Source organism: Streptomyces sp. NPDC002994 (genome assembly GCF_040611155.1).
GTDB lineage: Bacteria > Actinomycetota > Actinomycetes > Streptomycetales > Streptomycetaceae > Streptomyces.
On record NZ_JBEXNQ010000012.1, the window covers coordinates 179,798 to 197,915 of the forward strand.

18 protein-coding genes are annotated in these 18,118 nt (G+C 70.3%); 2 read left to right on the forward strand and 16 right to left on the reverse strand.

Features of this window, described 5'->3' with window-relative positions; all coding sequences use genetic code 11:
- Positions 1-55: 55 nt before the first annotated feature.
- From ABZX79_RS18430 to ABZX79_RS18480, 11 genes are all read right to left on the reverse strand, one after another.
- Positions 56-568: an NUDIX hydrolase gene (locus tag ABZX79_RS18430; protein WP_355258171.1), complete on the reverse strand. Its 513-nt coding sequence runs from the start codon at positions 566-568 to the stop codon at positions 56-58.
- 19 nt (positions 569-587) lie between these two features.
- Positions 588-1,319: a signal peptidase I gene (gene lepB / locus ABZX79_RS18435; RefSeq protein WP_355258174.1), complete on the reverse strand. Its 732-nt coding sequence runs from the start codon at positions 1,317-1,319 to the stop codon at positions 588-590.
- 50 nt (positions 1,320-1,369) lie between these two features.
- Positions 1,370-2,293, reverse strand: a complete 924-nt coding sequence (lepB, locus tag ABZX79_RS18440; RefSeq protein WP_355258296.1) for a signal peptidase I — start codon at positions 2,291-2,293, stop codon at positions 1,370-1,372.
- On the reverse strand, positions 2,220-3,269 hold the full coding sequence (gene lepB, locus ABZX79_RS18445; protein ID WP_355258177.1) for a signal peptidase I: 1,050 nt from the start codon (positions 3,267-3,269) through the stop codon (positions 2,220-2,222). The genes lepB (ABZX79_RS18440) and lepB (ABZX79_RS18445) overlap by 74 nt, the downstream gene beginning before the upstream one ends.
- A complete protein-coding gene (gene lepB, locus ABZX79_RS18450) occupies positions 3,262-4,023 on the reverse strand; it encodes a signal peptidase I (RefSeq protein WP_355258180.1) in 762 nt (253 codons plus the stop codon). The genes lepB (ABZX79_RS18445) and lepB (ABZX79_RS18450) overlap by 8 nt, the downstream gene beginning before the upstream one ends.
- 46 nt (positions 4,024-4,069) lie before the next feature.
- Positions 4,070-4,420, reverse strand: a complete 351-nt coding sequence (gene rplS, locus ABZX79_RS18455; RefSeq protein ID WP_214975097.1) for a 50S ribosomal protein L19 — start codon at positions 4,418-4,420, stop codon at positions 4,070-4,072.
- Positions 4,421-4,551: 131 nt separating this feature from the next.
- Positions 4,552-5,373, reverse strand: coding sequence for a tRNA (guanosine(37)-N1)-methyltransferase TrmD (trmD, locus tag ABZX79_RS18460; protein WP_355258184.1), 822 nt, complete (start codon positions 5,371-5,373; stop codon positions 4,552-4,554).
- Complete coding sequence (rimM, locus tag ABZX79_RS18465) at positions 5,370-5,933, reverse strand: ribosome maturation factor RimM (protein ID WP_355258187.1); 564 nt, start codon at positions 5,931-5,933, stop codon at positions 5,370-5,372. Before rimM ends, trmD begins: the two co-directional genes overlap by 4 nt.
- A 95-nt stretch (positions 5,934-6,028) precedes the next feature.
- Positions 6,029-6,268 carry an RNA-binding protein gene (locus ABZX79_RS18470; RefSeq protein ID WP_005311361.1) on the reverse strand — a complete coding sequence of 80 codons (240 nt, stop codon included), beginning with the start codon at positions 6,266-6,268 and terminating at the stop codon, positions 6,029-6,031.
- Positions 6,269-6,270: 2 nt separating this feature from the next.
- Positions 6,271-6,717, reverse strand: coding sequence for a 30S ribosomal protein S16 (gene rpsP / locus ABZX79_RS18475; RefSeq protein WP_214975088.1), 447 nt, complete (start codon positions 6,715-6,717; stop codon positions 6,271-6,273).
- Positions 6,718-6,967: 250 nt separating this feature from the next.
- Positions 6,968-7,561 carry a hypothetical protein gene (locus ABZX79_RS18480; protein ID WP_355258190.1) on the reverse strand — a complete coding sequence of 198 codons (594 nt, stop codon included), beginning with the start codon at positions 7,559-7,561 and terminating at the stop codon, positions 6,968-6,970.
- A gap of 492 nt (positions 7,562-8,053) precedes the next feature.
- On the opposite strand from ABZX79_RS18480, the gene ABZX79_RS18485 reads away from it, so the two are divergent.
- On the forward strand, positions 8,054-8,914 hold the full coding sequence (locus tag ABZX79_RS18485) for a methyltransferase domain-containing protein (RefSeq protein WP_355258193.1): 861 nt from the start codon (positions 8,054-8,056) through the stop codon (positions 8,912-8,914).
- 75 nt (positions 8,915-8,989) lie between these two features.
- On the opposite strand, the gene ffh is transcribed toward ABZX79_RS18485, so the two are convergent.
- From ffh to ABZX79_RS18510, 5 genes are all read right to left on the reverse strand, one after another.
- Complete coding sequence (gene ffh / locus ABZX79_RS18490; RefSeq protein WP_355258196.1) at positions 8,990-10,543, reverse strand: signal recognition particle protein; 1,554 nt, start codon at positions 10,541-10,543, stop codon at positions 8,990-8,992.
- A 169-nt stretch (positions 10,544-10,712) separates the two neighbouring features.
- Complete coding sequence (locus ABZX79_RS18495; RefSeq protein ID WP_355258198.1) at positions 10,713-13,199, reverse strand: [protein-PII] uridylyltransferase; 2,487 nt, start codon at positions 13,197-13,199, stop codon at positions 10,713-10,715.
- 27 nt (positions 13,200-13,226) lie between these two features.
- Entirely contained in the window at positions 13,227-13,565 is a 339-nt protein-coding gene (locus ABZX79_RS18500; protein WP_136723172.1) for a P-II family nitrogen regulator, read from the reverse strand.
- A complete protein-coding gene (locus ABZX79_RS18505; RefSeq protein ID WP_355258202.1) occupies positions 13,562-14,926 on the reverse strand; it encodes an ammonium transporter in 1,365 nt (454 codons plus the stop codon). The genes ABZX79_RS18500 and ABZX79_RS18505 overlap by 4 nt, the downstream gene beginning before the upstream one ends.
- Positions 14,927-15,275: 349 nt before the next feature.
- Positions 15,276-16,751 (reverse strand): hypothetical protein, encoded by a 1,476-nt coding sequence (locus tag ABZX79_RS18510; protein WP_355258205.1) that lies wholly within the window; start codon positions 16,749-16,751, stop codon positions 15,276-15,278.
- Between the two features lie 437 nt (positions 16,752-17,188).
- Between ABZX79_RS18510 and ABZX79_RS18515 the strand changes: the two genes are divergently transcribed.
- Positions 17,189-17,851 (forward strand): bifunctional DNA primase/polymerase, encoded by a 663-nt coding sequence (locus tag ABZX79_RS18515; RefSeq protein ID WP_355258208.1) that lies wholly within the window; start codon positions 17,189-17,191, stop codon positions 17,849-17,851.
- The last annotated feature ends 267 nt before the right edge of the window (positions 17,852-18,118 follow it).

An 18,118-nucleotide genomic window follows, 5' to 3' on the forward strand; every position in this document is an offset into this window, starting at 1 on the left:
GGCATGTTCCCCTTCAGCCTTGCGTCCCCCTATTGTGCGCCAGCCCCGTGCGCCCCTATGCGACTTCCGGGGCCAAGACCATCGGCGTACCAGGAGGACCCTCGTCGAGCAGCGTACGCAGCAGCCCGGCGAGCTTGATGGGGTACACCGTCTCACGCGTCGCGGACAGTTCGGCGGAGGTCCACCACCTCAACCCCGCGACGCTCCGCAGCTCCAGTCCGGTCAGCCCGTCCAGCACCGTCTCGGTCTGCGCCGTACGAGCCAGGTAGAACCATTCGTCCTGGTCCCAGCGCCGCCCGTCGAACAGGAACGAGCAGTGCCGCTGCCAGATCACCGGCCCGAGCTCGACCTCTGTGATCCCCGTCTCCTCCGCCAGCTCGCGCAGCGCGGCCTCGGCGCGCGTCTCGTCGCCCTCCAGCCCGCCGCCCGGCGTGAACCACCAGGTGACCGCCGGGTCCTCCGGCTCGTACCCGTGCATCAGCAGGACGCGGTCGTCCGGGTCGAGCAGGATCACCCGCGCGACCTTCCGAAGCCGTACCGGCTCTAGCGCCGCTGCTTGCGAGTCCACAGTCGATTCCACAGTCGCCTCACCGTCCACCGGTACCCGCCTTCCGCCGCCCGACCCGCTTCGCGACAGGTCCGTACGCCGCCCCACCGAAGATCAGCACCACACCGGCGGCCACAGCCGCCAGCACCAGAGCGACCGGTCCGGGCTCCGAAACCCCGCCGGGCAGCGCCTCAAAAGAGTCCGGCCTGCCGAGAATCCCGCCCCACGGCCAGGCAACGGCATCGACGCGCGCGTCCACCTTGCCCACCGGGACCGTTCCCTTCGCGGCGTCCTCGATGTGCCCCCGGGAGTCCACCGACGTACGCCGCTCGTCACCCAGCAGGAAGAGATGGCCCTCGGGTACCTCGGAGGTGAAGGGAGTGGTCGACGCAGGCTCCCCGCCCGCCAGGTACGGCTCGTCGAGGGGCTTGCCGTTCAGCGTCAGCCGGCCGTCCTTGCCGCAGCAGGCGACCTTGTCGCCGCCGATCCCGACCACGCGCTTGACCATCGGCAGATCGCCCCACACGGAGTCGGTGAAGATCACCACGTCTCCGCGCCGCACCTCGCCGCCGTCTATTCGCTGCGCGAGCACCCGGTCCCCCGCCTTGATGGAGGGCGTCATCGAATCGGTCGGCACCGTGTAGGGCTTGTACTGCACCGCTCCCCAGGCGAAACCGCCGAGGAAGAGCACACAGCCGACGGCCACGGCCAGCCCGGACAACGCGTTGCCGAGCCGGCCGCGGCCGCCTTCTGTACGTCCTGTTCCGCCCATCGCAGCGCTCCCCACCTCGGAGATCGAAAATCGCTGATCCGAGCGGCACCCTACCCGGCGGTACGCCCGCCGGTCAGCTTCCGCCTGCGCCACAGCACCAGCGGCACCGCTCCCGCGAGCCCCAGCGCCCCGGGCGCCGCCGCCATGGCGACACCAGCGGCCCCCAGCCCCTGCTGGTCGAACGTGCCCGGAACCGGCAGCGTGGACCAGCGGTTGACCGGCCACGCCACCACGATGGCGCGCCCGACAACCTCGTCGTTCGCGACCGTGCCGTGACCCGGCAGCTCCTGGTGGTAACGCGAGTCCAGCGAGTTCTGGCGGTGGTCGCCCATCACCCAGATCCGGCCGTCCGGCACCTTGAGCGGCCCGAAGGGCTCGTCGTTGCACGGGGTGTCACCGGGGAAGACGTACGACTTCTCGTCGAGCGCCTTCCCGTTGACCTTGACCGGCCCGTTCTTCTTGCACTCGACCGTGTCCCCGCCGACCGCGATGACCCGCTTGATCAGGTCCTTCTCCTCCGCGGACGGCATCAGGCCGATGAAGCTGAGGAACTTCTGTACGACGTTCGGGTCCGGCGCCGCGGTGTTCTCCAGCCAGCCGCCCGGGTCGTGGAACACCACGACCTCGCCGCGCTCCGGCTCCGAGCCGAACCACGGTGTCAGCTTGTCGACCAGAACCCGGTCGCCCTGCTGCAAGGTGTTCTGCATCGAGTCCGAAGGAATCGAGAACGCCTGCACCAGGAAGGTCTTGATCAGCAGCGCCAGCAGGAGCGCGATGCCGATCAGCAGCGGCAGCTCCTTCCAGAACGAGCGCGGCTTCTTCGGCCCCGCGCCCTCACCACTGCTGTCACCACTGCTGTCGCTGCTGCTGTCGCTGTTGCTCGGGTCTTCGCCCCGTACGTCATCGCTCACGGCTGCGGGTGACTCCGGTCGTTCCTCGGGCTCGTCGCGTTCGGATCGTGCGCCGACCGCCAAATCCCCCACATCCACTCCTTACTCCGTTCCACCGCCCACGCCAAACCTGACGCAGGCCCACCACTCCCATAACGAGCGGGAGTTCCGCAGGGGTCGGGAGCAGGATCATCGCGTTCGGATCCTGGGACGACACCCTATTCGACGGGCCGGTGGCCGACGTCGCCCCGCCGCGCGGATCAGGAACGCTCGCGTACGTCTCGGGCTCCTCCAGCTTCCGCCAGTGGCTGAACGGCCACGCGATGACGACGGCCCGCCCGACGACCTCCTCCTCCCCGACCGTGCCCTCGAACTGCTCGTCCAGGTGGAAACGGGAATCGGCGGAGTTCGACCGGTGGTCCCCCATCACGAACAGCCGCCCGGGGGGCACCTTCACATCGAACGGCAGGTCGGAGGGACGATCGCCCGGATTCAGGTACGGCTCCGCGAGCGGTACGCCGTTGACGGTGACCCGCCGGTCCTTGTCGCAGCACTTGACGGTGTCCCCGCCGACCGCCACCACCCGCTTGATCAGGTCCTGTTCGTCCTCGGACGGCAGCAGCCCGATGAAGGTCAGGCCGTCCTTGATCTGCTTGACGACGACCGGGTCGTCCTTGATGTCGGTCTTCTCTTCCTTCAGCCAGCCGCCGGGGTCCTTGAAGACCACGACATCACCGCGCTCCGGCTTGGATCCGAACCACGGTGTCAACTTGTCGACCAGCACCCGGTCCCCGATCCGGATCGTCTGCTCCATCGAGCCCGACGGGATCACGAATGCCTGCACCAGGAAGGTCTTGAGTACGAGCGCGATCAGCAGCGCCACTGTGATCAGGATCGGTATCTCTTTGACGGCCGACCTCCGCCGCCGCCGCTTGACCCGCCGCGCCAGCTTGCGCCGGTCCGCCCGCCCCGGCAGCGCGGGCCCGCTCGTCGGCCGCGTACCCGTGGGCAGCCGGGTGTCCGCACGGTGGCTCGCCCGTGCCCGCCCCCGGTTACCCATGGGACCCGACCGGTCCAGGCGCGCGTACGTCCGTAGAGGCGTCCGGCCGCTGCAGCGAGCCCCAGCGGCCCGCCGGCCAGCCGATCCAGTCCGCCCGCCCCACGACCTTCTCGACGGGCACCATGCCTCCGCCCGGCTCACCCAGATGGTCCCGGGAGTCGCGGGAGCGCGACCTGTGGTCACCCATGACCCACAGCGTCCCCTGCGGTACGACGATGTCGAACGGGACCCGCGACGGCGCGTCGCCCGGATACAGGTACTCCTCGTCCACCGGCCGGCCGTTCACCTCGGCCCTCCCCCGCTTGTCGCAGCACACGACCCGGTCGCCCCCCACGCCCACCACGCGCTTGATGTAGTCGGTCTCGGCGGGCTCGGCCAGTCCCACGGCCGCGGCCGCCCACCGCACCGGCCCGGTGACCGGATTCCCGGCGGGCGCCTCGCGTACGAAGGACCCCGTGCCGTCGAAGACGACCACATCACCGCGCTGCGGTACGGAACCGAAACGGTACGCCAACTTGTTGACGAGCACCCGGTCGCCGATCTCCAGGGTGGGCTGCATCGAGCCACTGGGGATGAGGAAGGGCTGCATGACGAAGGTGCTGAAGAGCAGCAGAAAAGCCACGCACGCGGCGCCGAGCAGAGCCGGCCCGCGCCACGGGGCGTCGAGAAAACGCGCGGAGCGCGACCCCTCTTCCGCCCCTCCTTCGGGGCTGGAAGAGCGGTCGCGCTCCGTGACGTGTGCTTCGGTGTCCATCGGGACGTGAGCCTATCCGGCCGGTCCCGGGCGCCGAACGCGCGACTTAGCGGTCGCGCTTCTCCTTGATCTTCGCGGCCTTGCCGCGCAGCTCACGGAGGAAGTACAGCTTCGCGCGGCGGACGTCACCGCGGGAGATGAGCTCGATCTTCTCGAAGATCGGGCTGTGCACCGGGAAGGTGCGCTCGACGCCGACGGCGAAGGAGACCTTGCGGACCGTGAAGGTCTCGCGGACGCCCGCACCCTGGCGGCGGATGACTACACCCTTGAACTGCTGCACACGCGAGCGGTTGCCCTCGATGACGCGAACGTGGACGTTCACGGTGTCACCCGGGCGGAACGCGGGGAGGTCGGTACGCAGCGATGCGGAGTCGACGGAGTCGAGAAGGCCGGACATGTGAGTCTGCTTCCTCGCCGATGCCACAGGTCATCGACGGAATTCGATAAGAGAGTTTCGGGGCGCTGTCCGCGTCGGGCGGGCGTCGTTCCCCCTGTGGCAGGGGCGCACGCCGGACGTACAGCAGCGGCCTATTCTTCCACGGCCTCGGGGTTACGCCCAAATCGGCCGTCGGGGCCGGGCCGCCAGCCGAGGATGCTCAGCATCTCGCGGTCCTTCTTGTCGAAGACGGCGGGGTCGCAGCGCTCGATGAGGTCCGGCCTGTTGGCGGTCGTACGCCGCAGCGCCTCGTCCCGGCGCCACCGGGCGATCTTCCCGTGGTGGCCGCTGAGCAGCACGTCCGGGATACCGCGCTCGCGCCACTCGGGCGGCTTGGTGTAGACGGGGCCTTCGAGGAGGTTGGCCATCGCGCCGGGGGCGAAGGAGTCGTCGCGGTGCGATTCGGCGTTGCCGAGGACGCCGGGCAGCAGCCGGGCGACGGCCTCGGTGATCACGAGTACGGCGGCCTCGCCGCCCGCCAGGACGTAGTCCCCGATGGACACCTCGTACACCGGCATGCGGGTGGCGTACTCGTCGATGACGCGGCGGTCGATGCCCTCGTAACGCGCGGGCGTGAAGACCAGCCAGGGCCGCTCGGAGAGCTCTACGGCGAGTTCCTGGGTGAAGGGGCGGCCGCTGGGCGTGGGCACGACCAGCACCGGGCCGTGCGCCCCGCTCTCGTAGCCGTCCGCCAGGACGTCGTCGAGGGCGGCTCCCCAGGGCTCGGTCTTCATGACCATGCCGGGGCCGCCGCCGTAGGGGGTGTCGTCGACCGTGTTGTGGCGGTCGTACGTCCAGTCCCTGAGGTCGTGCACGTGTACGCCGAGCTGCCCGCGCGCGCGAGCCTTGCCCACGAGGGAGACGCTCAGCGGCTCCAGGTACTCGGGGAAGATCGTGACGACGTCGAGCCTCATGCCTGGTCGTCCTTCTGGCCGTCGTCCCGCGACGACACGACCTCTGCCTGGCTCTCGTCGATCAGGCCGGGCGGCGGGGTGATGACCGCGCGCTGCTCCTCCAGGTCGATCTCGGTGACGATCTCCTCGACGAAGGGGATCATCACCTCGCTGCCGTCGGGGCGCTTCACGATGAACAGGTCCTGCGAGGGCAGGTGGGTGATCTCGGTGATCCGGCCGATCTCGGTGCCGTCGGTCAGGACGACGTCGAGGTCCATCAGCTGGTGGTCGTAGAACTCCTCGGGGTCCTCCGGGGTCGCCTCGGGGTCGACCTCCGCGATGAGGAGGGTGTTGCGCAGGGCCTCGGCGGCCGTGCGGTCCTTGACGCCGGCGAAGCGCAGCAGAAGCCGTCCGCTGTGCACCCGGCCGGTCTCGATCGTCAGCGGCCCCACGGAGGCCGGGTCGGTGGCGAGTACGGCGCCGGGCCCGAGCCGCAGCTCCGGCTCGTCCGTACGTACCTCTACCGTGACCTCGCCCTTGATCCCGTGGGCGCGGCCGATCCGCGCGACTACGAGCTGCACTTGATGTTTCTCCTGTCGTACGACTACGGGCCGGGAAGGGCTCGCGAGCCCTTCCCGGCCCGAGCCGGCGTATCTAGGTAAAACGGCCAACTTGTTCAGCGGACCTGGTCCACGTCGACGAGGTCGACGCGGATGCCACGGCCGCCGATGGCACCCACGACCGTACGCAGAGCGCGAGCGGTGCGGCCGTTGCGGCCGATCACCTTACCGAGGTCGTCGGGGTGAACCCGGACCTCGAGCACGCGTCCGCGGCGCAGGTTGCGCGAGGCGACCTGCACATCGTCGGGGTTGTCGACAATGCCCTTCACGAGGTGCTCAAGAGCCTCCTCGAGCATGCTCAGGCCTCGGTCGACTCAGCGGACTCAGCCGCAGGAGCCTCGTCAGCCTTCTTGTCGGCCTTCTTCGCCTTCTGGGTGATCGCCTCGCCCTTGGACTCGTCGGTGCCCTCGAGGCCCTTGGCGAACGCGTCGAACGCGGCACGCTTGTCGGCCTTGGGCTCCGGCTGCAGCAGCGGCGCGGGGGCCGGGAGGCCCTTGTGCGCCTGCCAGTCACCGGTGAGCTTCAGGATGGCCATGACCGGCTCGGTCGGCTGGGCGCCGACGGACAGCCAGTACTGGGCACGCTCCGAGTTGACCTCGATGCGCGAGGGGTTCTGCACCGGGTGGTACAGGCCGATCTCCTCGATGGCCCGGCCATCACGGCGGGTACGGGAGTCGGCGACGACGATGCGGTAGTGAGGCGAACGGATCTTGCCCAGACGCTTCAGCTTGATCTTGACTGCCACTGGAGTGGTGTCTCCTGGTCTATGACGTGGTTGGGCACAACAAGATGCCACGTGGGGTTGCGGTACTCGGGGTGCCCGATGGACGCGTCAGCCGGAGGCGAGAGGGTTCCTGTGCGGCTGTCGAGTACAGCTAGCCATTGTGCCACACGCCTGTGGCACAGACATCACCCGGCCGGCGCCCGACCGGCGCCCGACCAGCACGGCTCCGCACGGGCGTACACCGGGCGTATATGGAGTCAGCAAAAGGCGGTCAGCTCGCTGCGGCCACCACTTCCGGGATACGGAACGGCTTTCCGCAGCCCCCGCACACGATCGGGGCCTGGGCCAGGACCGAGGGCACGACGCGGACGTTGCGCCCGCAGTCACAGACGGCCTTGACCCGCACCCCGCCGCCGGACGAGCCGTGCCGGGCGGCAGGCCCGCGGAAGGAGCGCTTGGTGTCCGACGTGGTCGCGACCGTGTGCGCCTTGAGGGCGCGCTGGAGCCGCTCGATCGTCGGCCGGTAGCGCCGCCTCGCCTCGGGGTTGAGCGAGACCAGCGAGAAGCCACTGCTGGGATGCGGCTCCTCGGGGTGGTCGAGGCCCATCTCCTCGGCGATCGCGAGGAATCTGCGGTTGTGGTAGCGGCCGGCGCGCGAGGTGTCACGGACGCCGCGCGCGGCGGCGATGCCGTGGACTGCCTCGTGCAGCAGTCGTTCGAAGGAGAGCTCGGCGCCACAGGCGGACGACGACTCTCCGATCAGGGATTCGGGCGCGGCTAGGTCTGGCAGCTCGGGGTGGTACCGCTGAATGTCGGTCCACGCCTGCGCCAGCTCTGCGGCGAGAACAGGTGGTGTCGTGCTCACGTCGTGACAACGAGCCGGGGTGCCCCGGTGTTCCTATTCCGGGCCATCCCAAATAATTTGCACGTACCAGTCAGTTGCCCTTGATGCGTCCTGACGAGGGCGGGTGCGCTGATCTGCGGAGGACCCGCCCAGCTCGCATCAACCCGGGTCGTACCAGCGCGTACGCCCCAGCGCGTAGACAAAGACCGCACGCCGGGGCATGCGCCGCTCGCACCAATGGACGCCGGCCACCGACGGCGACAGTACCTGGGGCGCACCCCGCTCACGCCACTACCCCTTCCCGTGGCGGGATCGGCCGGGCGACGGCACTCTGGAACGTGGATCCGCTCCGGCGCGGGGGCGCACGGCAGGGGCACACAAGCATTGCCTTTCAACCCCTGGACTTGGTGACGGATGCGGAGTTCCCTGGCTACGGGGAGTACAAGCGCACGCACACGGGGGAACGTCCATCAGGACACGTAACTGACCTCTCGGCGGATTGGGGCGCTTTCGATGACACCAACGCTCGTCCGGCACCACCGGCACCACGCGAACGCAGCCTCAGCGCCGGCGGACGCGGGCGCGCGCGCCCGCGACTGGGCCGAGATTCAGGAACGGATGCTGGTCCCGCTGTACGAAGCGGCGTACGAGCGGCTCGAGGTGGGCCCCGCCACCCGGCTGCTCGGCCTCGGCTGCGGCTCGGGACTCGCTCTGCTGATCGCCGCGGCGCGAGGCGCGCGGGTGACAGGCGTCGAGGCCGATCCCGACCGGGTCGCGCTGGCCCGCGAGCGCCTGAGCAGTACCGAGAACACGCCGGACGAACCCACGCGCCTGTACGAAGGCGATTCGGCGGAGGTGTGCGACGGCACTGCCCCGGCGTACAACCTCATCACCGCCTTCGAACCGCTCGGCTGTGCGGCCGGCGACTCCGAGACACTCGCCGCGGCGCTCGAAAGCGCGATACCGCTCGCCGAGCGCGGCAGCGCGGTGGTACTGGCCGGATGGGGCCCGCCCGAGCGCTGCGCGACCTCCTCGGTGCTGCGGGTCGCTTCCCGGCTCACCGAGACACTGCGCGCCACCGGCGGCGGACGCGGCTGGCGTCCCGCGCTCAGGGACGACCTGGAGGACGTGGCCTCGCGGGCCGGTCTGAAACCGGACGGCTCGGGGCGGGTCGCATGCCCGTTCGGTTACGCCGACATGGACAGCGCCGTACGCGGCCTGCTGTCGACCGGGCTCTTCGACGCGGCCGTACGGGCCACGGATCCGGCGCAGGTGGAAAAGGAGCTCATCGAGGCGCTGCACCCCCATGTGCGGCGGGACGGAACGGTCTGGATGTCGAACGTGTTCCGCTACTTGATCGCGCGTACCCCTTGATGCCGGCGATACAAGCGCTGTGGGCGCCCGCTCCGTGAAGGAGAGGGCGCCCACAGCGCGTACGTGTCCGGGGTGTCAGCCCATGAACTTCTTGAACTCGTCAGGGAGTTCGAAGTCCTGAGGAGCGTTCTGGCCGGCCGGCAGACCCAGCGCGCCGCCCGACTGCGCGGCCTGCTCGCGGCGCTCGGCCGCGGCCTGCTCTTCCAGCTTGCGCTTCAGGGGGTTGCCGCTCTTGCGCTTGCCCTTGGCCTGCTTCTGCTGCTTCTTCTGACGGCCGGGGCCGCCACCCATCCCCGGAATCCCCGGCATACCCGGCATTCCGCCGCCCTGGGCCATCTTCGACATCATCTTGCGCGCCTCGAAGAACCGCTCGACGAGGTTCTTCACGGCGCTGACGTCGACACCCGAGCCCTTGGCGACGCGGGCACGGCGCGAGCCGTTGATGATCGTCGGGTCGTGACGCTCGGCGGGGGTCATCGACTTGATGATCGCGGCGGTACGGTCCACGTCGCGCTCGTCGATGTTGGCGATCTGCTCCTTGATCTGCCCCATGCCCGGCATCATGCCGAGCAGCTTGGAGATCGAGCCCATCTTCCTGACCTGCTCCATCTGAGCCAGGAAGTCGTCGAGCGTGAACTCCTTCGGGCCCTTCGCCAGCTTGGCCGCCATCGCTTCGGCCTCTTGCTGGCTGAAGGTCTGCTCGGCCTTCTCGATCAGCGACAGCATGTCGCCCATGCCGAGGATGCGGGACGCCATGCGGTCCGGGTGGAACGCGTCGAAGTCGTCCAGCTTCTCGCCGTTGGAGGCGAACATGATCTGGCGGCCGGTCACCTTGGCGATCGACAGCGCGGCGCCACCACGGGCGTCACCGTCGAGCTTGGACAGCACGACGCCGTCGAAGCCGACGCCGTCGCGGAAGGCCTCGGCGGTGTTGACCGCGTCCTGGCCGATCATCGCGTCGACGACGAAGAGGATCTCGTCGGGGCTGACGGCGTCGCGGATGTCCGCGGCCTGCTGCATCATCTCCTGGTCGATACCGAGGCGGCCCGCGGTGTCGACGATGACGATGTCGTGCAGCTTATTCTTGGCGTACTCGATCGAGTCCTTGGCGACCTTGACCGGGTCACCGGAGCCGTTTCCGGCCTCCGGCGCGAACACCGCGACGCCGGCGCGCTCGGCGACGACGCTCAGCTGGTTGACGGCGTTCGGGCGCTGGAGGTCACAGGCGACCAGGATCGGGGAGTGGCCCTGGCCCTTGAGCCACAGGCCCAGCTTTCCGGCGAGGGTCGTCTTACCGGCACCCTGGAGACCCGCGAGCATGATCACGGTGGGCGGGTTCTTCGCGAACCGCAGCCGGCGGGTGTCGCCACCGAGGATGCCGACAAGCTCCTCATTGACGATCTTGATGACCTGCTGAGCGGGATTCAGCGCCTGCGAGACCTCGGCCCCGGCGGCGCGCTCCTTGATCTGCTTGATGAACTCGCGAACAACGGGCAGCGCGACATCCGCTTCCAGCAGCGCGATACGGATCTCGCGGGCGGTGGCATCGATGTCCGCCTCGCTGAGGCGCCCCTTGCCCCGGAGACTTTTGAAAGTGCTCGCCAAGCGGTCGGAAAGAGTATCGAACACGGCGCTCGTCGGTCCTCAAGGTCGGGGGTGGGGCAGGTCAATCGCCCTCCAGGGTATCCGGACCTCGCCAAGCGGAAAGCCCTCGCCCGTACTAAGTACGGGAGAGGGCTGGTCCCCGCCGCTGCGGGGAGCGCTTCGACACCCTCTCGGACCCGCAGGCGGCAGGAGGTTACGCCGCTGTCCACCCCAGGGCCTGTTCCAGCGCCTTGGCCACCGCCGCCGCGTCACCGTCCGGCAGCGGCGCGCCCTCCGCCCCTGTGACGTAGAACGCATCGACCGCGTTCGCTCCCAACGTGCTGATGTGCGCGCTGCGCACCCGTACCTTCGCCGCCTCCAGGGCGTGGCCGATGCGGTGCAGCAGGCCAGGCGCGTCCTGGGCGCGGACCTCGATCACCGTCGCGAGGCGGGATCCGGCCGGGGCGACCGTGACGCGCGGCGGCGGTGCCTGGGCGCCCCGCCTGCGCGGGTTCTTCTCGTACGCGCGCTCCCGCTCCGCGAGCCGCGAGGGGATGTCCAGGGAGCCGTCCAGGGCCCGTACGAGATCCGCCCGCAGCCGGGTGGCCTGCGGCAGCGACCCGTACTCGGCCGCGACCCGCCAGTCGAGCAGCAGTACGCCGGTCCGCGCACCCGGGCCGTCCGCCCAGTCCGGCAGCTCGGCGGCCCGCAGTTCCGCCGTGCGTACGGTCAGCCGGTGCATCGCCAGTACGCCGGCCACGGCGGGCAGGACACCCGGCTGGTCCGGTACGGCGATCAGCAGCTCGACGCCCAGCGGCTCGGGCTCCTCCCCCGCCTCCTCCCCGTGCCCCTCCGGCTGCGCGCGCAGCGACAGCACGGGGCCGCCGGTACGGAACGCCTCGATGGCGAGACGTTCCTGCTCGGCGCTGGGCGCGGCGGGTTCAGGGGCCGCGGGTTCCTCGCCCGCGAGCACGGCGGCGACGCGCTTGACCAGGTCGGTGACGAGTGAGGCGCGCCAGGTGGACCAGGCGGCGGGCCCGGTGGCCAGCGCGTCGGCCTCGGTGAGGGCGTGCAGGAGTTCGAGGGTGCCGGTGGCGCCGACCGCGTCGGCGACCGCGCGGACGGTGGCCGGGTCGTCCAGGTCGCGGCGGGTGGCGGTCTCGACGAGGAGGAGGTGGTGGCGTACGAGCTTGGCGATCACGCCGACGTCCGCGTGGTCGAAGCCGATCCGGGCGGCGATGTCGCGGGCGATGATCTCGCCGGCCACCGAGTGGTCGCCGGGCCAGCCCTTCCCGAAGTCGTGCAGCAGGGCCGCGATCAGCAACAGGTCGGGGCGGTGGACCCGGCGGGTGAGCGCGGAGGCCCGTACGGCCGTCTCGACGAGGTGCCGGTCGACGGTCCAGGTGTGCACGGGGTTGCGCTGCGGCCGGCACCGCACCCGCTCCCAGTCCGGCAGCAGCATCGTGATGAGGCCTTCGGCCTCCAGCGCCTCCCACACCCCCACCGTCGCCTCGCCCGCGCCCAGCAGCGTGATGAGCTCCTCGCGCGCCTCGGCCGGCCACGGCACCTGCAGAGGCCGCGCGACGGCAGCCAGGCGGCGTACGGCGTGCAGGGAGACCGGCAGCCCCGACTGGGCCGCAGCGGCGGCGGCCCGCAGCGGGAGCACCGCGTCGCGCTCGGGGCGCGCGGTGCGGGCGAGCACCACCTCGCCGTCCTGCTCGACGACGCCCTCCGCGAGCGGGGTGCGCTCGGGCGCGGTCTTGCTGCCGAGCATGGCGCGCAGCCTGGGGCGGACGGACCGGGCGCGCAGGACCCGGTTCACCTCGCGCCAGGTGACGTCGCTGGCGTACGAGATGGTGCGCGCCGCTTCGTACACCTCCCGCAGCAGTGTGTCCGCGTCCAGCAGCCCCAGCGCGGCGGCGACCTGGTCCTGCTCCTGGAGGGCGAGGCGGTCGGTGGCGCGCCCGGTGGTCAGGTGCAGTGCGTCGCGTACGTCGAGGAGCCGACGCCGCGCCGCGTCGAGGCCCTCGCGCGGGGCGTCGGCGAGCCAGGAGGCGGCGACGGCGCGCAGGGCGGTGGCGTCGCGCAGGCCACCGCGCGCCTCCTTGAGGTCGGGTTCGAGGAGGTACTGGAGCTCACCCGACCGCGCTGCCCGCTCCTGGCACAGCTCGTGGAGTTCGGGCAGCCGCTTGGGGGCGAGATTGCGCCAGTCGGCGAGTACGGCGGTGCGCAGACCCGCCGTAACCCCGAGGTCGCCCGCGACGTGGCGGGCGTCGAGGAGTCCGAGGTGCACCTTGAGGTCCTCGCCGGCGGTCTTGCGGGCCTCGGCGGGTGTGCGTACGGAATGGTCCAGGTCGAGGCCCAGGTCCCAGACGGGGTACCAGACCCGGTCGGCGAGAGCGGCGAGAGCGCCCTTCTCCGCCCGCCCGTCGTGCAGGAGCAGCAGGTCGAGGTCGCTGCGCGGCGACAGCTCGCCCCTGCCGTATCCGCCGACGGCGACGAGGGCCGCGCCGCGCACGCCCGCTTCGGCGGCGGCCGTGGTGAACAGTGCGTCCAGCCAGTCGTCGGTCAGCCGGGCGAGGCCGGAACGGCGCGGCGGCCCGGACCGCGACTCCTCCTGGAGGAGTCGCAGCCGGGCCGCCGCGTAGCCGCTGGGTCCCGAGTCGTCGGACGGTTCGGTAGTCACTTCTACGCTCGTCACCCAGCAGCTCCCGTTGTCACATTCAGGTCAGAGGGCGTCCGGGCCGCGTTCGCCGGTCCGTACCCTGACCGCCGTCTCGACCGGCACACTCCACACCTTGCCGTCGCCGATCTTGCCGGTACGGGCGGCCTTGACCACCACCTCGATGAGCTGTTCGGCGTCACTGTCCTCGACCAGCACCTCGATCCGGATCTTCGGTACGAGATCGACCGTGTACTCGGCGCCCCGGTAGACCTCGGTGTGGCCGCGCTGGCGGCCGTAGCCGCTGGCCTCGGTGACCGTGAGTCCCTGGACTCCGAAGGCCTGGAGAGCCTCCTTGATCTCGTCGAGCCGGTGCGGCTTCACGACCGCGGTGATGAGCTTCATGCGTCCACCTTCTTGTTCTGCGCGGCGCCGGCCTTGTCGGTCTGGCCCGTCGCCGGGGATACGGCCGTGCGGGAGGCCGAACCGCCGCCCGCTCCGCTGAAGTCGTACGCGGTCTCGGCGTGCTCGACCTGGTCGATGCCCAAGACCTCGTCGTCCTCGGGGACCCGCATGCCCATCGCCTTGTCGATGACGAAGGCGAGGAGCGCGGAGACGACCAGAGAGTAGGCGAGTACCGCGAAGACACCGACGGCCTGCTTGCCGAGCTGGTCGAGCCCGCCGCCGTAGAAGAGGCCCTTGGCGTCGGACTGGACGCCGCCGGTGGCGAAGAAGCCGACGAGGAGCGAGCCGACGACACCGCCGACGAGGTGGACGCCGATGACGTCCAGGGAGTCGTCGTAACCGAGCTTGTACTTCAGGCCCACGGCCATGGCGCACAGCAGACCGGCGATGGCGCCGACGGCGATCGCGCCGAGCGGGCTGACGGAGCCGCCAGCCGGGGTGATCGCGACGAGGCCCGCGACGGCGCCGGAGGCGGCGCCCAGGGTGGTGAACGAGCCGTGCCGGATCTTCTCGTAGCCGAGCCAGGCGAGCATGGCGGCGGCGGTGGCGACCTGTGTGTTGAGGAACATGACGGCGCCCACGCCGTCGTCGTTGCCCAGCCAGGAGCCGGCGTTGAAGCCGAACCAGCCGAACCACAGGAGCCCGGCGCCGAGCATTACCAGCGGGAGGCTGTGCGGGCGCATCGGGTCCTTCTTGAAACCGACGCGCTTTCCGATGACGAGGATGACGCCGAGCGCGGCGGCGCCCGCGTTGATGTGGACGGCCGTGCCGCCCGCGAAGTCGATGACGCCCATCTCGAAGAGCCAGCCGCCGGAGCCCCACACCCAGTGCGCGACCGGGAAGTAGACGACGGTGACCCAGAGGGTGACGAACAGCGCCCAGGCGGTGAACTTGACGCGGTCGGCCAGGGCGCCGCTGATCAGGGCGGGGGTGAGGATGGCGAACATCAGCTGGAAGACGGCGAAGACGTAGACCGGGATGGTGTAGCCGTCCCAGAGCTCGGTGACTCCGATGTTGCTCAGTCCGACGTAGTCCGAGGACCAGCCGATGACCGATCCGACGTCGGTGCCGAAGGCGAGGCTGAAGCCGTACAGCACCCAGAGGATCGTGACGATCCCGAGGCTGATGAAGCTCATCATCAGCATGTTCAGGGTGGACTTGACCCGGACCATGCCTCCGTAGAAGAAGGCCAGGCCCGGCGTCATGAGCATCACCAGGGCGGAACAGATGAGCATGAAGCCGGTATTGGCGGCAGACAGTTCGATCTTGTCTGCGGCGAGCGTCATGATGCCTGGAGGCATCGGCGTCTCCTCGTCGTCGGTGCGGCCCGTGCGGGGGCGGAGCCTGTTGGCCTGTCGGCAGCAAAGGGATGAGCCGGTTATGCGCCATGAGATTGGCGCAGCGCCGTTTCCGACGATGCCGCTCGATGTTTCGCCGCAGTGACGAAGAGGTCATGCGTGTTACGTACGGATGAACCGCGGGACCGGGCCGGCGAGCCGCCGATACCCTCGGCCCACGTCATGTACGGGAGCGCCCGCACAGCCAAAACCGGCCGCGACGGCTACCCGTTGACCTGGCGGTGGGGGAGCCGAGTCGGCTTCACGGGGTGGCTGTCGCGACCGGCGTCTGTGGCGGCCGCCGGCCGGGCCCTCAGACCGCTTCCGCGGCTTCGGGCAGCTGGGCTGCGAGCTGGTCGGTGAGGTCGAGGACCTGGGCCACGTCGCCGAAGTCCCTGGCGGCGGTGTCGACGGTCTTGCGGAGCCGGGTGTTGACCCGCTCGGAGCGCACGCGCCTGGCGACACCGAGTGCCTTTTCGGCCAGTACGACGGACTGCTCGGGCTCTCGCTTCAGCAGGTGCACGGTGGCCATGCCGATGAGGTTGAGTGCGTACGACCGCTGGTGCTCGTCGTCCTTGCCGAAGAGCTCGACCGCGCGCTCCATGACGGGCTCGGAGAGCGAGGCGTACGTGGGACTGCGGCCGGCGACGTAGGCCAGGTCGCGGTAGGAGTGGGCGTTCTCGCCGTTGAGCTCGGCCTCGGAGAAGAAGCGGATCCAGTCGGGCTCGGGCTCGCCGTCCAGGCCCGCGTCGGCGAAGGTGTCCTCGGCCATCCGCACGGCACGTTTGCACTTGCTGGGCTGGCCGATGTTGGCGTAGGCGCGGGCCTCCATCGCATACAGCATGGCCTGGGTCCTGGGGGTGGCGCAGTCGCGGCTGCCGTACTGCGCCAGGTGGATGAGCTCCAGTGCGTCGTCGGGGCGGCCGAGGTGGATCATCTGCCGGCTCATGCTCGACAGGACGTACGACCCGAAGGGCTTGTCGCCCGCCTCCTTGGCGGCGTGCAGGGCGAGGACGAAGTACTTCTGGGCTGTGGGCTGGAGTCCGACGTCGTAACTCATCCAGCCGGCCAGCTCGGCCAGCTCCGCGGCGCATTTGAAGAGCCGCTTGGACGTGGCCTCGGGCTGGGGCTCCTGGAGCAGGTCCGTCACCTCGTGGAGCTGTCCGACGACCGCCTTGCGCCGCAGTCCGCCGCCGCACTGGGCGTCCCACTGGCGGAACATCACGGTCGTGGACTCCAGCAGGTCGAGCTCCGGCCGTGAGAGCCGGGACGGCCGCCGCGCGGCCGCGGCGGATTCCGGACGGCCGGGCTCACCGGGGGGCGCCGGCACGAGCCAGCGCTGCATGGGCTCGATGAGGGCAGGTCCCGCGGCGAGCGCGAGCGAGGTGCCGAGGAAGCCGCGCCGGGCGAGCATCAGGTCGCTGCGCGAGAACTCGCTGAGCAGCGCGACGGTCTGCGGGCCCGCCCAGGGCAGATCGACGCCGGACACCGAGGGTGACTGGTGCGCGGAGCGCAGCCCGAGGTCCTCCACGGCGACGACGCTGCCGAAGCGCTCGGAGAAGAGCTCGGAGAGGATGCGCGGAATCGGCTCGCGCGGCTGCTCGCCGTCCAGCCAGCGGCGGACCCGTGAGGTGTCCGTGCTGATGTGGTGGGCGCCCATCTGGCGCGCCCTGCGGTTCACCTGGCGTGCGAGCTCACCCTTGGACCAGCCGCTGCGCACGAACCACGAGCCCAGCTGCTCGTTCGGGCGCTTCCCAGCGTTCGTACCGCCTGCGCCACTGCCGCTCACTGGAACGCCCCCATCCCGCTGAAGCCTCTTTGCCTCGTTGCCCCGAACCTCAAACAGAATGCCGTGACTTGCGGCCTGCTGTCCCCGGGATGCGCCCCCTCGAACAGGAAACCGGCTTGCCTCCGGCATACCCACATGCGCGGCCATTCCGAGGTTCGTGTACTCAAAGTAATCCTACGATCACCCCTCCGGCCATGGCGATTCCAGAAACGCCACCATTCGCCACCCCAACGGATGAACTCCTCCAACGCCGGGCGCGATTCACTTGACACACGCCGATCGGGAGTCGGCGGAGCGGTGTGCGCCGGGGCGCTCGGTCCGGTCCGCACCACCTCTTATGCCTCTGTGCGCCGCCGTGGACCACCTCGACGGAAGCACAGCGTCACAGATTGACTCCAAGACGTAACCACCGGTGCACCGGACCCGTTGGAGGGGGCATGGGCTTCACGATCGGCCGGGAGACGCGGTCCGGCTCACGGCGCCGCGGCCGCATGTCGGACTGCACAACGGTGGCTGAGTACACCGGGCTGTGGGGCTGGGCGGCCGTGCCGGGCGCCAGAGCCTCGGCAACGGGATCCGCGGTGCGGGAGTGCTCGTGCGGCGATACGTCGTGCCGGGCGCCGGGGGCTCACCCGCTGGGCTTCGCGCCCGAGGTACCGGCGGGTGCGACCCTCGACGAGGTGACGAAGACGTGGTCCGGCTTCCCGGGGGCGTCGGTGCTGCTGCCCGTCGGGCGTACGTTCGATGTCATCGAGGTCGCCGAGGCCGCGGGGCGGCGGGCACTCGTACGGCTGGAGCGGATGGGGCTGCCGGTGGGACCGGTGGCCGCGACTCCTGACGGGCGGGCGCATTTCTTCGTCGCGCCGGGTGCCGCGTCGGAGCTCCCCCGCCTTCTCTACCGGATGGGGTGGGACGACGCGGACCTGGACCTGCGCGGCCTCGGTCCCGGCGACCACATCACGGCGCCGCCGTCCGATCTGGCCGGCCTCGGGCCGGTGCGCTGGCTTCGTCCGCCCTCCCTGGACACGGCCCAGTCGCCGCCGCCGGCGAGGTTGCTGCTGGGGACGCTGGCGTATGTGGCGCACCGGTCTCCGACGTAGGGCGTTGCCTTTTCCCCTACCCGCCCCTTCCCGCTGTGACACTTTGCGGCTTCGCCGCGTGAGGGGCAAGCCCCAGCCCCCAGACCACACAGACGCCCTGCGGGCGTGTCCTCAAACGCCGGACGGGCTGGATTTGCCGGCGCGAGCTGGATTTGCCTCGCAACGGACACATCCCCGCTCAGCGGCACCATCCAGCCCCTCCGGCGTTTGAGGAGCGGGGTCTGGGGCAGCGCCCCAGCTACCCCCGGCCCACTCCAGCCCGTCCGG